Annotated in this window: 18 protein-coding genes; 16 read left to right on the top strand and 2 right to left on the bottom strand. The window is 43.5% G+C overall.

Annotated elements, in window-relative coordinates; translation table 11 throughout:
- Positions 1-118: 118 nt before the first annotated feature.
- Entirely contained in the window at positions 119-1,639 is a 1,521-nt protein-coding gene (locus KI742_RS20395) for an aldehyde dehydrogenase family protein (RefSeq protein WP_005377169.1), read from the top strand.
- Between the two features lie 126 nt (positions 1,640-1,765).
- Here the strand turns inward: KI742_RS20395 and exsE2 are convergent, their stop codons facing one another.
- On the bottom strand, positions 1,766-2,071 hold the full coding sequence (gene exsE2 / locus KI742_RS20390; protein ID WP_005377171.1) for a T3SS regulon translocated regulator ExsE2: 306 nt from the start codon (positions 2,069-2,071) through the stop codon (positions 1,766-1,768).
- 8 nt (positions 2,072-2,079) lie between these two features.
- On the bottom strand, positions 2,080-2,526 hold the full coding sequence (gene exsC, locus KI742_RS20385) for a type III secretion system regulatory chaperone ExsC (protein ID WP_005377174.1): 447 nt from the start codon (positions 2,524-2,526) through the stop codon (positions 2,080-2,082).
- A gap of 388 nt (positions 2,527-2,914) precedes the next feature.
- Between exsC and KI742_RS20380 the strand changes: the two genes are divergently transcribed.
- The 15 genes from KI742_RS20380 (at position 2,915) to KI742_RS20310 (ending at position 13,989) form a co-directional block, all read left to right on the top strand.
- Positions 2,915-3,328, top strand: a complete 414-nt coding sequence (locus KI742_RS20380) for a YscW family type III secretion system pilotin (protein WP_047102708.1) — start codon at positions 2,915-2,917, stop codon at positions 3,326-3,328.
- A gap of 609 nt (positions 3,329-3,937) precedes the next feature.
- Positions 3,938-4,798: an AraC family transcriptional regulator gene (locus KI742_RS20375; RefSeq protein ID WP_005377191.1), complete on the top strand. Its 861-nt coding sequence runs from the start codon at positions 3,938-3,940 to the stop codon at positions 4,796-4,798.
- A 148-nt stretch (positions 4,799-4,946) separates the two neighbouring features.
- Positions 4,947-5,927 carry a T3SS regulon anti-activator ExsD domain-containing protein gene (locus KI742_RS20370; protein ID WP_285385441.1) on the top strand — a complete coding sequence of 327 codons (981 nt, stop codon included), beginning with the start codon at positions 4,947-4,949 and terminating at the stop codon, positions 5,925-5,927.
- Between the two features lie 12 nt (positions 5,928-5,939).
- The gene (locus KI742_RS20365; protein ID WP_285385443.1) at positions 5,940-6,368 is read left to right on the top strand and encodes a YscB family type III secretion system chaperone; all 429 of its coding nucleotides are present in this window, start codon (positions 5,940-5,942) and stop codon (positions 6,366-6,368) included.
- Positions 6,365-8,239 (top strand): type III secretion system outer membrane ring subunit SctC, encoded by a 1,875-nt coding sequence (gene sctC, locus KI742_RS20360; protein ID WP_306309093.1) that lies wholly within the window; start codon positions 6,365-6,367, stop codon positions 8,237-8,239. The genes KI742_RS20365 and sctC overlap by 4 nt, the downstream gene beginning before the upstream one ends.
- Positions 8,240-8,244: 5 nt before the next feature.
- Positions 8,245-9,546, top strand: coding sequence for a type III secretion system inner membrane ring subunit SctD (gene sctD / locus KI742_RS20355; protein WP_285385446.1), 1,302 nt, complete (start codon positions 8,245-8,247; stop codon positions 9,544-9,546).
- Positions 9,533-9,736 (top strand): EscE/YscE/SsaE family type III secretion system needle protein co-chaperone, encoded by a 204-nt coding sequence (locus KI742_RS20350; RefSeq protein WP_005377198.1) that lies wholly within the window; start codon positions 9,533-9,535, stop codon positions 9,734-9,736. Before sctD ends, KI742_RS20350 begins: the two co-directional genes overlap by 14 nt.
- Positions 9,737-9,754: 18 nt before the next feature.
- A complete protein-coding gene (sctF, locus tag KI742_RS20345; protein ID WP_005377199.1) occupies positions 9,755-10,003 on the top strand; it encodes a type III secretion system needle filament subunit SctF in 249 nt (82 codons plus the stop codon).
- Between the two features lie 3 nt (positions 10,004-10,006).
- On the top strand, positions 10,007-10,366 hold the full coding sequence (locus KI742_RS20340) for a YscG family type III secretion system chaperone (protein ID WP_005377200.1): 360 nt from the start codon (positions 10,007-10,009) through the stop codon (positions 10,364-10,366).
- Positions 10,363-10,998: a YopR family T3SS polymerization control protein gene (locus tag KI742_RS20335; protein ID WP_186584992.1), complete on the top strand. Its 636-nt coding sequence runs from the start codon at positions 10,363-10,365 to the stop codon at positions 10,996-10,998. The genes KI742_RS20340 and KI742_RS20335 overlap by 4 nt, the downstream gene beginning before the upstream one ends.
- Before the next feature lie 8 nt (positions 10,999-11,006).
- A complete protein-coding gene (gene sctI, locus KI742_RS20330; RefSeq protein ID WP_005387149.1) occupies positions 11,007-11,351 on the top strand; it encodes a type III secretion system inner rod subunit SctI in 345 nt (114 codons plus the stop codon).
- Positions 11,351-12,097 carry a type III secretion system inner membrane ring lipoprotein SctJ gene (sctJ, locus tag KI742_RS20325; protein WP_086012989.1) on the top strand — a complete coding sequence of 249 codons (747 nt, stop codon included), beginning with the start codon at positions 11,351-11,353 and terminating at the stop codon, positions 12,095-12,097. The genes sctI and sctJ overlap by 1 nt, the downstream gene beginning before the upstream one ends.
- Positions 12,090-12,755, top strand: coding sequence for a SctK family type III secretion system sorting platform protein VscK (vscK, locus tag KI742_RS20320; RefSeq protein ID WP_005387147.1), 666 nt, complete (start codon positions 12,090-12,092; stop codon positions 12,753-12,755). The genes sctJ and vscK overlap by 8 nt, the downstream gene beginning before the upstream one ends.
- Positions 12,734-13,372, top strand: a complete 639-nt coding sequence (locus tag KI742_RS20315) for an HrpE/YscL family type III secretion apparatus protein (protein WP_005387146.1) — start codon at positions 12,734-12,736, stop codon at positions 13,370-13,372. Before vscK ends, KI742_RS20315 begins: the two co-directional genes overlap by 22 nt.
- A gap of 131 nt (positions 13,373-13,503) precedes the next feature.
- Positions 13,504-13,989: a CesT family type III secretion system chaperone gene (locus KI742_RS20310; RefSeq protein ID WP_285385448.1), complete on the top strand. Its 486-nt coding sequence runs from the start codon at positions 13,504-13,506 to the stop codon at positions 13,987-13,989.
- The last annotated feature ends 3 nt before the right edge of the window (positions 13,990-13,992 follow it).

Genomic DNA, 13,992 nt, shown 5'->3' with positions numbered 1-13,992 from the left:
TTACATTTAATTAACAACAAGCGTGGCGTAGTTGGCGTGTGACTTGCGTAATGCTCTTTGTGAACAGTGCGATACGACACTGCAATAACACATTGAACGAGAAACAAAAGGAAGAGTTATGATCTATGCACAGCCAGGTAGTGAAAATGCCATTGTTAACTTTAAATCGCATTACGATAACTTTATCGGTGGGGAATGGGTAAAACCAACGGGTGGTGAGTACTTTGACAATATCTCACCAATCAACGGACAAGCGTATTGTAAAGTTGCTCGCTCTGGCGAGGAAGATATTAATTTAGCACTGGATGCCGCGCACAACATCAGAGCAAAATGGGCCAAAACCAGCGTGACAGAACGTTCGAACATCTTGCTGAAAATTGCTGACCGTATTGAGCAGCATCTAGAAGAGCTTGCTGTTGCAGAAACTTGGGAAAACGGCAAACCAGTTCGCGAAACCTTGGCGGCAGATTTACCTTTAGTAGTGGATCACTTCCGTTACTTCGCTGGCTGTATTCGCGCACAAGAAGGCAGTGCGGCAGAACTGGATGAGCACACCGCAAGCTACCACTTCCCAGAACCGATTGGTGTGGTTGGTCAAATTATTCCGTGGAACTTCCCAATGTTGATGGCGGCTTGGAAACTAGCACCGGCACTAGCGGCGGGCTGCTGTGTGGTATTGAAGCCAGCAGAGCAAACCCCAACATCCATTCTGGTTCTGATGGAAAAAATCGGTGACCTTCTTCCTCCTGGTGTCATCAACGTTGTAAACGGATATGGTTCTGAAGCGGGTCAAGCATTAGCAACCAGCAACCGCATTGCGAAACTCGCTTTTACCGGGTCTACGCAAGTTGGCAACCACATTCTGAAATGTGCAGCAGACAACTTGATCCCATCGACAGTTGAGTTAGGTGGTAAATCTCCAAACATCTACTTCTCAGATATCTTCGATTACGAAGATGAGTATCTTGATAAGTGTATCGAAGGTACGTTACTTGGTTTCTTCAACCAAGGTGAAGTTTGTACTTGTCCATCTCGCGTACTGGTTCATGAAGCGATTTATGACAAGTTTGTAGAGAAACTGACGGAACGTGCACAGCTGATTAAACAAGGTAATCCGCTCGATACCGATACTCAAGTAGGTGCTCAGGCTTCTCAAGAACAGTTTGATAAGATTTTAAGTTACCTGGAAATCGGCCGTGAAGAAGGCGCAAAAGTGGTCTTTGGTGGTGGAGTGTCAGAACAGCCAGAGTCTATCAACCAGGGGTACTACATTCAGCCAACCATGTTGGAAGGCCACAACAAGATGCGAATCTTCCAAGAAGAAATCTTTGGCCCAGTGATCGCTATCACCAAATTCAAAGATGAGGCTGAAGCGTTGGAAATCGCAAACGACACTGAATATGGCTTAGGCGCAGGTGTTTGGACACGTGATGCGAACGTTGCATATCGTATGGGCCGTAATATTGAAGCTGGCCGGATCTGGATTAACTGTTACCACGCTTACCCTGCACACGCAGCGTTCGGTGGTTACAAAAAATCGGGTATCGGGCGCGAAACGCACAAGATGATGCTGGATCACTACCAGAATACTAAGAACTTGCTGATTAGCTACAGCATCGACCCGTTAGGCTTCTTCTAGTGAAACTAAGTAATTAATAAAGAAAAAGCAGTATGAATCAAAACCCCGAATCTTCGGGGTTTTTTATTAGCGTGAGCTTGTCGGCTGAAGGTTAACTTAGATGTTTAACCTACTTATATTGTGATATCAGGAACGTTGAATTATCGCCACTTTTCGTTCCATAAGCTTTTCTACGGCGGCGTTTTGCTTGTCAATATTGAGTTGCGGATCAAAGTCCAAAACGCGATTGCAAGATTCGAGACTGGCAAATTGATTTAAACATTCACCAAGCTCTCTTTTAGAGCTTGTTCGCGTCATACTGCTTTCTGATGAGGAGAGTAGGGTGACTTTACGGCCATGAAACGTTCCTTGCGGCACTGCATCACTTTGCTGCGCTTGTTGAACGTCATGAACCGATGAATTGGTGTATGTGGATTGGATGTCATTGGACATAAAGACACCTAAACTCTCAAGTCTAAAGTTTGTGGCATCGGTGGTGCCTCATCAATGGTTACATGAGAAGACAATAACGCTTCCCACGACTCGCTGTGCGTCAGCAATTCTGCTAAAGCTGTTTCAAAATATTCGTAATCCAGTCGCCTAATGTTAATGAGTCGGTTTAAACATAGGACATGTCGGTGGTTATCCAAACTAAAAAATAACTGGTGCTCAGGCCAGTGATAATTAAAGGCCAAGAAAGAGCGATAGAGATCGGAATTTACAATTTGAAGGCCAACAATCTCAGCTTCGAGCTGCAGAGTTGTCGATTCAGGATGAAAGATGATATGCACCCTTAGATTATCATCAAAGGCTAAGCTTACTTCATTTTCCGTTAGATGCAGTGCAGGCAAGCCTATTTGATGAGCAAACTTTAGCAAAATCTCATCGATAGTTTGGCGTGCTGACATAGGAATAGTCCCTTTTGAAATTTTATCAAGGAAAATATTAGATGTATCTCTTCATGTTTATCAATATTAGTCGGTTGTTATTATATTTTGGCTTTTAAATGTGTTGAGAGAAATAGAAAGACAAAAGTAAGTGTGTTCAGATGCATATCTCGATGGCAATGATATATATGAATATCACTTTTCTCTAATGAACTTCAATTAAGGAAGGAATGAAAGAGAGCAGAAACTATTTTTGAAATTACAGTCCATGTTAACTACGTGTTGTTGAAAAATGCGATTTATTGTCCGCTTGTAGTATAAATATAAGTTGATCTTTTATATTTTTACATAAAGAATTGTGTGAATTTCAAATGAGCTAGATTATATAAAATAAGTTTATGGGGTCATAATGAACAATTCTATATGGGCTGGTTTTATTGGGTTATTCATACTGAGTGGGTGCAGTCAGACTGTGTCCGTTAATGGGGTGGATGGCTTTGATACACAGAGTCAGGCATCAGTCTATGGTTGGGTTTCTGTCGACGGCTACTTTCCACCTTCGATTACTTCTCTTGAAGTGGAAATATGTAAAATTATTGATAATCAGTGCTTTAAATCGGCATCTCAGAGCTACCAAGGTGTTCAGTTGCCTGTGCAGTATTCGTTTTTAATTGCACCAATTCAAGCTGGTGAAGGAAAAATGAAGATTATTGGAAAGCTTTATTCAAACGGTGATCTCGTTGCGGAAAAAGAAAAGAACTATTTATTTTTTGAGGGAAATAAACAAGAAAACTTGATTCTTGTTCCAAAAATAAACAGATAAAATTTTAAGTACTACATTTTTATTAGAATTTTCTAATTTATAAAAATAAAGACCATATCTTTCCTTTTGTGAAAGATTTGTTGTCTTTTATAAACATTAATTACATGACTTTGAAGTCATCGGGTCAGTTGTTTTTTAGACTCATACTTGTTGCAAAAACAGTATTTTTTATGATTATATCTCGCTCCTTGAACACGTTGGCTTGGCGTTTTAGGCTATAAAACATACATTTTTATGATTTTGGAAATTTAATTTTGTTCTCGAAACGATGCCGAAATCTATTTAATTGTATTCTAATGTATAACAAAACAACCAAGCTTAAATAACGAAATGATATTTAAGTTTTGGCTAATGATAAACGCTATCTGATAAAAATAATAAAGACGGACAGCAGAAATTTACTAAGTCAAACTTTTACCTTTAGGTAAAGGTAATGCTTGGGTTATTCGCTAATTATTCGGGGGGTATGGTAAGTGATAGAACTTCTATGCTCTTTTCTTTGCTTCTTTAATTCATACGGCAGTACTTAGAAATAACAACAATCAAAGTAGTGCTTTGAAAGTTTCTCAACATTTGCACTGAGAAACTCAAAATAATGAAGGGTAGAAAATGGATGTGTCAGGCCAACTAAACTCAGAAAGGGTCGACTCGAGTTCACGAAAAATTCGTAGTTTTTCCTGCTATGAAAAATCTGACGAAGTATTTCACTCAGACCAGTCTCACATTGTTGTCGTTCACAATGGTCAGCTTCGAGTTCAAACAGGTGATTGCACAATCGATGTTGCTGCAGAAAATGGGGTATTTCTATCTCAAGGGGATTACTTGTTAGAGTACTCTCCGCTAGATGGGGCATACAAAGCGTCGATTATTGCTTACGACAATGAGCTCGTTAGTCAGTTGCTGCAAAAACACAGTGATCTCTTGATGATGCTGCCTAAGGTAGACAAAGTTTGTTCTGGTTTGTTTACTTTTGGTTTGAACATACTCGTTGAACAAGTGCTTTCTAGCATGCAGACGCTTGAGCAACAAGCGTACCCTGATGCCATTATGTGCCTAAAATACGAAGAACTACTCATTCTCTTGCTACACAGCAAAGGAGGAGAATCACTGTATGCGTTGCTGTCACAACAAACAAACCGTACGTCGGAACGGTTACGTCGATTTATGGAACAGCATTACTTAAAAGAATGGAAGTTGACAGACTACGCGCAGGAGTTTGGTGCCAGCTTAACCACTTTTAAAGAGCTTTTTAATGAGCACTATGGCATTTCTCCAAGAGCTTGGATCAGTGAGCGTCGACTACTGCATGCTCATAAACTGCTGTTGACGAGCAAGATGAGCATCGTAGATGTGGCGATGGAGGCAGGGTTTTCCAGTCAGTCTTACTTTACGCAGAGTTACCGTCGTCGTTTTGGAACGACCCCAAGCCGCGTACGTTCGGGAGACGATCAAGTGGCTATCGCGAAATGAAATGACTTGGGACTAAAATTTTCTGACTAATTTTGAAAGTCACTCACCAGTGTAAATTCTATTATGTATCGTGTAACAACGAACGATTAAAAATTATTACATCTCTTTCTTTCTGGATTGTTCGAAAGGGGTGCGGAGACGAACATAAATGAAAAAGCAGCATTGGCGACGCCGTTCGCTTTTTCCAGACAGCATAGTGACACAGCGGAAAGTGACTGTTTTACAAAGAGGAGCTCGTTATGAAAGCGCCTCGAAACCTACGCAGGACCTCAATGTTGTGCAAGTCAATCACCGACAATTGTTGAGTGAAGGCGTCATAAATTATGAGCAGTTATCTTTACTTCAACGCTTGTTGGATAGAAATGTCGTCGATAGCCTATGCGCTAGCCAGTTAGTTAAAACGTATCAAAAACTTGGTGCTTCGATAGACCGGTTTGCCATGCGTTTATTTTTGGAAATTGGATCGCAGCTCAGTGATAGCAGCACAATCACAACGTTCGAACAAAGGCTGGACTACATCAACTCTCGTCTGGGCTTTCGCTTTAATTTGGCTGTCCCAAAAACGTTGATGCTTTGTTTCCATTTATCACTCAACGAGTGGATTAACCGACAAGTCGATCAAAGTGCTCTTCATGCTTCGATTAAAGTTGAACAACTTATCAATCAACTCGATATTCAGAAGGAATATTGGTCGAAGCTATCAGGGGAAGACACCAGTGCCGTCTTTGTTCAACAGCAACTCGATCTTATTAAGAGCCAGCAGCATCAACTTAAAAAGCAACTTGGGACGTTAAGCGAACAACAGTTGCAAGTGATTGAATGTCATCGTTTGTTAATTGAGAAGTGGCAACCGTCTTTAGACGAGCTGAAAGGGTTCGCGGAGTACACCTCTACAACCGAACAATTTATTTCTGAGTGGAAAAATTGGTGTTCGGAAGTGCGACTTGAAGCCCCTGAGCTGAACGAAGTTTGGGATGCATGCGATGTGGTTTACAACGACCAAAATGCGGTTGCGAAAGTATGGCAATGGTTCAAGAACATGCAAACTGTTGGTGATATCGATCACTACTATTTTGATACTCAAAGTGGTCAGTGCGGCCAGGCTTGCAATCACCTCAGCCAGATCTAAATAGGGCGTTAAATGTTAGATAAGATGATGAAATCTTTAGCGGAAGCGCTAAAGGTAGGGGATTTTATTGCCTCAGAAAATGGTTCTTACAACATCGAGGTTGACCAGTTATCACTGACCATCAAGCAACATGCGTCATGGATTTTATGGGAAGCGACGTTACCCTTCCAGTTTAAAGAGCATCTAGATTATCAACAAGAACAAGCGTTACAACGTTGCATGCAGCTCTCATTAAAAACCATTCGTGAGGATGGCGGCGTACTGACAGCCAATGATGATAAGCAATTGATTTTGCAAAGTAAAGTACGGGTTGAGGACTGTTCGGTGGAACGGTTCTCTGCTTTGCTTTCTAAGCACGTCAATCTATGCGAACGTTACATTGCATTATTGGAACAAGAACGTGTGAACCACACAATCAACCATACAGTGTGGTTACCATGATGCTAAAAATCTTTCCCAACATTAGGCGTGCTGCAACAAAGGCATTGTTATGCGCAGTGAGTGTTGTTCCTTTGGGATACGCGCAAGCAACAGACTTACACTGGCCCGAACAACCGTTCCGCTACTATGCAGATAACGACTCATTAAAAGAGTTGTTGAATAACTTCGGTGCAAATTATCGGGTCTCGGTTTCTGTTAGTGACAAAGTCAACGATCGAGTGAATGGGCGTTTTACCCCTGAAGATCCGGCGGAATTCCTCGATTACTTATCGCAAGTGTACAACTTGATGTGGTATTTCGATGGTGCCGTCTTACATGTCTATAAGGCGACAGAAACTCGCTCACGTTTACTTCAATTGGAATTACTTACGGCTAGAGAGCTACGCAGTACGTTAATTTCCACCGGCGTTTGGGATTCTCGTTATGGTTGGAGAGCCGCTGAGAGCAAAGGGTTAGTCTATCTTGCGGGTCCTCCACGTTATGTCGACTTAGTGGTACAAACGGCGGAGGCATTGGAAACGCGCTTGCTGCAGAAATCGAATTCAACCGACGAATTATTCGTTGAGATAATTCCTTTGAAGTACGCTTCTGCAACGGATAGAGAAATTGCATATCGAGATCAGACAATTACGGTCCCGGGCATCGCATCGGTGTTAAAACGGGTCGTGTCTGGTGTCCAAACGCAAGTGGCGAGTGCGTCTAGCAAAGAAGTTACCAGTCCAGATAAGCCTGTAAAAAGTAATAAAACCGCCTCAGTTCATGGTGGCGCAACAGTTGAAGCAGAGCCGGGCCTTAATGCGATTATCGTTCGTGATACTCAAGCACGATTACCGCTCTATCGTAAACTGGTCGCGCAATTAGACCAGCCGCAATCAAGAATTGAAGTCGCGCTATCGATTGTCGATATCAGTGCCAACGATTTAAGTCAGTTAGGCGTGGATTGGCGAGCGGGAGTGTCTGTCGGAAACAACCGCATTGTCGATATCAAAACAACAGGTGATGTGAATTCGGGGGATGTGACGCTCGGCAGTGGACAGAACTTTAAGTCCTTGCTTGATTCAACCAACCTAAATTACTTGCTAGCTCAAATTCGTTTATTGGAATCCAAAGGCAGTGCTCAAGTGGTTTCAAGACCAACATTGTTAACTCAGGAAAATGTCGAAGCGGTACTGAACAACAGCAGCACGTTTTACGTCAAGCTGGTTGGTAAAGAAACCGCAGCGCTGGAAGAGGTCACGTATGGCACGTTACTGAGAATTGTCCCACGTATCGTTGGTGATAGATTTGCTGCACGACCTGAAATTAACCTGAGCCTTCATCTCGAAGACGGTGCAAAGATCGCTGATGGTGGCGTCGATGATCTTCCTTCCGTTCGTAAAACTGAAATCAGCACCTTAGCGACGGTTAAACAAGGGCAAAGCTTACTTATCGGTGGTGTGTACCGAGATGAAGTGAGCCATCAGTTACGTAAAGTGCCATTGCTAGGAGACATCCCATATTTAGGCGCGCTGTTTAGAAGTAATACCAACACTAAGCGCCGCACAGTACGAATGTTTATTTTAGAACCTCGAATTGTTGTGGATGGTATTGGCGATAGTGTGTTGATTGGCAACGAATATGACTTGCGACCAAGTATCGGCAAGCTTAACAACATCTCCAACAATAGCGCTGAATTTAAATCGGTAGTGGAAGTATATAGCTGCACATCGAGGGTTCAAGCCGAGCGCTATCAACAAGACTTATTGTCACAGCAAAAGTCGTCTCAATTAACGCAGTGCCAATTACCAACAGGGCAAAAGGGTTGGCGGGTGAAAGTATTGGAATGTGATGACTCACAAAGTGAGTGTGCGCGCCCTTCAGAGGAGTCTTAACCGCGATGCAGCAATGGAAAGTTCGTATTTTATCAGGCGTGCATACCGGAGTAGAAGTCACCTTACCTGAAGGTGCTCTCGTGCTTGGCAGTGACGACTTTATTGCTGATCTTGTACTGTCTGATGCTGGGGTCGAAGCGAACCATTTCACCCTCGTTTGCCAGCAAGACTCGGTCATTTTACGAGGCTGCGAAGAGGCAAATATTAACAGTGAAGACATCGCTGTTGCAGGTGATGGTATCGAGTTGTCACGCCATGCTGTTGTCTCGGTCGGCGTTGTGAAGTTCGCTCTGGGATACGCGGAAGATGCGTTAATTGTGAGTAACGTCAGCGACGAATCTAGCCAACAGAATACACCTGTGGTTGCTGTGCAACGCTCTAGCTGGAAAAAAACAACGCTCATCGCTTTGCTTTGTAGTTTTGTCCCGAGTGTCATTTTTGCTGGTATGTGGTACAGCCAAGCTAACGGAAGCAACAATGAAGTTGTTACAGAAGCAGAACCCATTGTTTTGGTACGTAACATCTTAGGCGAGCTCAAACTTAGCGACGTTCGTGTGGAATGGAATGCCGCCGCACGCCAAGCAGTCCTAGAGGGCTATGTTGAAGACCGAACACAGAAACTCGATCTGCTTGGTCGAATTGATGTATTGGGCATCAATTACAAAAGTGACTTAAGAACGATGGAAGAAATCCGTCGCGGGGTTCGATTTATTTTGCGTAACCTCGGCTATCACCAAGTGAAAGTCGAAAATGGTGATGAGACCGGCACACTGCTGCTGACGGGCTATATCGATGATGCAAGCCGCTGGAACCAAGTTGAACAAATCTTGGAGCGAGACGTGCCTGGTCTTGTTGCGTGGAAGGTTGAACTGCAGCGAGCGGGTGCCTACATGGATACGCTAAAAGCGTTATTGACGGATGCGGAGCTACTGAAAAAAGTCCAGTTGGTCACCAGCGGTGATCGCATCGAAGTTCGTGGTGAGCTTGATGATATCGAAACGACCCGATTTTACGGTGTGACCCGAGACTTCCGGGAACAATATGGTGAGAAACCGTACTTAGTTTTGAAATCCATACCTAAGGTGAGTAAAGGCACCAACATCGATTTCCCGTTTCGTAGCGTTAACTTTGGCCAGGTTCCATATGTGATTCTGACCGATAACGTTCGCTATATGGTCGGTGCAAGAACGCCTCAGGGCTACCGAATATCCAGTGTTACACCTGCTGGTATTGAGTTGGTTAAAGGCGGGCGGGTGATAACAATAGAACTTGGATATGAAGGTGAGACGAACAATGACAAATCTTGAACAAATTTTAAATAACGACACAAACGGTGCGGAAGTGCACAAGATTAAGAGCAAGCTCTTAGAAGCACAAGCGGTGGTGAAACGTCAGTTGGATTTAGGGTGCTCACCACAGCAGTACCAATTGCTACTCAAACAGTATGAAGCTTACACAGCCGCCCATGCGGTCGTTGAATCATACGAAGCTAACTAAAAAATACGAGGAAGTCTTATGTCATTTTACGATGCTAGTAACAGTGTAAACCTTGATGATGTTAAAGCTAAGTTAGAACAACAAGCGAAAGATGCCAACACAGAAGTGACGGCAGCCATCAAGAACCTAGAAACCAATGCCGATGATCCATCAAAGCTTGCCGAGCTTCAGCACGCGATCAACAAATGGTCTGTTGTTTACAATATCAATGCGACCACCACTCGTGCGATTAAAGATGTGATGCAGTCGATTCTCCAGAAGGTGTAAAGCATGGAACGAGAAACGCGCCAACTGCTGGCTGAAATCGCGCTGATGGCAACAGGTATGCATCGTCATCAAGAAGCCAACACGATTGCAGATGGCCTTGAAGCAAGCTCAGGTTCTGAAGAGACCGTTGCGATGATTCGTGCAATGAGCCTCATGAATAAAGGCTTGTATGAAGAGGCTCATCAATTACTCGAACCACTTTGTAACGCCTATCCAGATCTGATCAGCTTAGCGGCTCTTGCTTCTGCCAAAGCCGGTTTACTGAGCAAAGCGGAAAGCTGGGTAGAACTTGCGTCACAAGGAAGCGAAGAAAGCCAAGCATTTGCTGCGAGCTTTTCTCAGGACATTAGGAATCTTGGATGATCATTGATTCAAGTAACCTAAGTCTTCAACACCAATCTTTGCGTCAGTCGGAGTCGCGCCATTATGAGCGGAGCGATGAAGACAAGATGAAAACGTTCATGGAGCGAAGTGACAAGCAAGAGCAAGTTTCACATGTTTCTCCAAAAGAGACGCTAGAGAAAACAGAAGCGAAACTGGCGGAGATTAAAGCGTGGTACGAATCATTAAAAGACGCAGAGGTTGTCAGTAAACAAAGTGTCTTATCATCGTTAAATGAAGCGTTCTCCGACCCTCAAGTTAAACGAGAGGCAATGTGGTACGCCTTTCATGAGGCGAAGAGTGCAAAAGGCAACGAGCAGCCACAATCTGATTTGTTAAAGGTGTTGAAGCAGGAGTTACTAGGGAATTTTTCGGGACAGCTTATTGCCGAACCACCTGCTGATAAAACAGCACTAAAAGCAATGCTAGCGCAGCATTTTCCACTGGGTGCTCAGAAAGAACAAGCCTTATGGCATTGCTGGGCAGAGTTGAAGTCGTTACCTGATATGGCATCAACACTGGACATGGTTCGTGATGAACTTAGCTTCATGATCCAAAAAAATGCGATGGTGAAAAACATCATGACTCACAGTCACAAGTTAGATTTATCTTAGGAGTACATATGATAAACACGCAGTACACCGAGGTGATGCAAACCAACATTGATAAGTTACAGGATGCGCAAGTCGAAGACGGTTTAAGCGAACGTTTTGAGCAAGCCATGTCGGTTCCCGAGGCAAGTAATGGCCTGGAGGGAGGTTTGCTAGAAAACATCAGCGAGTTGAAAAACACTATCGATAACGCGAAAAGTAACCTGCAAGACAACATGAAGATGGTGGGTGATGATCCGGCGCAATTACTGCAAATGCAGTGGGCGCTCACACGCATTACTTTTCAAGAAGAGCTGATCGCGAAAACCGTGGGTAAAACCACACAAAACGTAGAAACCTTATTGAAGGCACAATAGTGATGATGAATAAAATGAGAGCAGTTTTCATCATGCTCACGTTGTTTCTGGTAGGTTGTCAGACCGAGTTATACACCAACGTTACTCAGAAAGAGGGTAATGAGATGTTGTCGATCTTACTATCCGAAGGTGTCGTTGCAACAAAAGAACCTGACAAAGACAACACCGTCAAGTTAATGGTAGACAGTTCTCAAATCGCCTTCGCGGTAGACGCGCTAAAGCGAAAAGGTTATCCAAGAGAGCAGTTTTCCACACTGAAAGAGGTGTTTCCCAAAGACGATTTGATCTCGTCACCATTAGCAGAGCGAGCACGTTTGGTGTACGCGAAATCTCAAGAGCTCTCCTCAACCTTATCTCAGATTGATGGTGTGCTGGTGGCACGTGTTCATGTTGTTTTGGAAGATCAAGATCTGCGTCCAGGAGAGCGTCCAACTCCAGCTTCTGCCTCCGTATTTATTAAACACGCAGCAGATATTGCGCTTGATTCATATGTTCCGCAGATCAAATTATTAGTGAACAATAGCATTGAGGGGCTGAACTACGATCGAATCAGCGTAGTGATGGTACCCTCATCAGAGGTTCGAGTTGCTACTCAAAACAATCAATTTAAAAGCATTTTGTCGGTTCAGGTCACCAAAGAGACGGCGAATAATCTTATCGCCATTTTGGTGTTCTTGGTAGCGGCACTCATCGGCTCGAATATCGCTACTTTTACATGGTGTCGTAGGAACACGAAGCGTGGTTAAACCAGAAACACCACTCGCGCAGGTACAACACCAGTTTAACTATGCGCCTTGCCAGTACATCCATAGAAGTTGGATAGAGCAAAAGCAGCCTTGGTTACTAAATATCGAAGGCTGGAGAGATAACCCCATGTTTAACCAATGGTGCATAAATGAGTGGGCGTTATCTCCCGTTCCTGAGACGGCTTTTAACAAACCTTGCCATAGCTTGGCGTTGCTCCCAGCGGATGCGTTGAACCAACTCGTATTGATGGTGGGCGGAGCTTTACACTGTGTGGCAATGCGAGGCGTTGTTTTAAAACGCCCGAAACAGGTTCTGAACAACGTTTTTGGTTTGGAAGGCGCTCGGTTCTTAATTCAAAACGGGCCGATGCTGTTATCCAGCTGGCCGCAAGGCTGGCAGCGTTCGTTACCAGAACTATTGGATGAAAGGTCTGTTGAAGCAAGTATGAGGGCGCTGGGATATTTTTGGATGAGGTTTATTTTGATTAACTCACCAGAAGATGTTGTTCTTCGTTGGCAATTCAAATTAGAAAAGCAACTTAGCGAAAACGCGGAAACAGCTAACTGGTTGGAAGCGGATCAACGAGATCTGGCGTATCGACTCACAAAAAAAATCGCAAAACAGGTTATTCCTCAATGGTTTCATTTGTTGAAATAAAAACAGACAATTTGCAGCTGGCACCTGGCTTAAAGGTGCTGAAAGCGAAAGATTATGCCAGTTATCTGGATTCGCAACACTTAGTTGAAGCCGCGAACTCCAAAGCTGAAAGCATCATTGCTAATGCCCAACAAGCCTACGAAACCGAAAAACAACGTGGTTATCAAGATGGCCTTGCACAAGCCAAGATTGAAAATGCGCAAACGATGGTTGAAACCTTAGCACGTTGTAATGACTACTATCAGCAAGTCGAAGAAAAAATGACAGGTGTGGTGTTAGAAGCAGTACGTAAGATCATCGATACCTTCGATGATGTCGATACCACGGTGAGTGTAGTTCGAGAAGCGTTGCAACTGGTGAGCAACCAAAAGCAGGTCATTTTACATGTCCACCCAGAGCAGGTTGTTGAGGTGAGGGAAAAGGTGGCTGGTGTATTAAGTGATTTCCCTGAAGTCGGTTACGTTGACGTGGTAGCAGATGCGCGCTTGAAAAATGGAGGCTGCATTTTGGAAACAGAAGTTGGGATCATCGACGCCAGTATTGATGGACAGCTGCATGCATTAAAGCAAGCCATGGTGAAGCAGCTCAGCGAGCGTAAAATTACGATTCATGAATAAACCTCAAAAACTCAGCACTTGCTGAGTTTTTTCATTTTAATGCCTTTAAACAAAAAAAATCCGACCATTTCTAAAATATTCACTGCCATAAATCCTTAAGAATACACCTAAGAAAGCTGCTTAGGTGATAAGTGTTGCAACCAAGCAGCGCCTCTAAAACAACAAAAATAGGATTATTTAGTCGAATGGCTAATGGATTTATAACTTCTTTACTGACAGATTTTGCCAGCCGCTGCCAACTGGAGTCGCTGGTTTTTGATGAGGATGATTGTTGTCATCTACTCATTGACCAAAACACAGCAATCACAATTCGCGCACAAGAAGATCGCCTGACACTTATCGGGCTGATTTCAGGTAATAAACCGAGTGCTGATATTTTGCATCAACATATGAAAGATGCCTTAACGCAAGGCTCTCCAGCGGTATTCTGGGAGGCAGAAACGGGATACATCGGTTTCATACACCTGCACCAGCAACTGTTAACTGCTTCTTTTCTTGATGAATCATTAGCGAATTTCATCGAATGGCTAAAAAGTGCGAATACACAAGAAGTAACCAATAAAACAATCGAAGTACCGGAAACGAATACCACTCATTTTTCCACATTAAGGGTTTAAAAC

It is taken from the genome of Vibrio sp. D417a (assembly GCF_030248595.1).
In the GTDB taxonomy this organism is placed as follows: Bacteria; Pseudomonadota; Gammaproteobacteria; order Enterobacterales; family Vibrionaceae; genus Vibrio; species Vibrio alginolyticus.
Note: the sequence above shows the minus strand (reverse complement) of the source record. Positions and strands in the feature narration are given on the sequence as shown.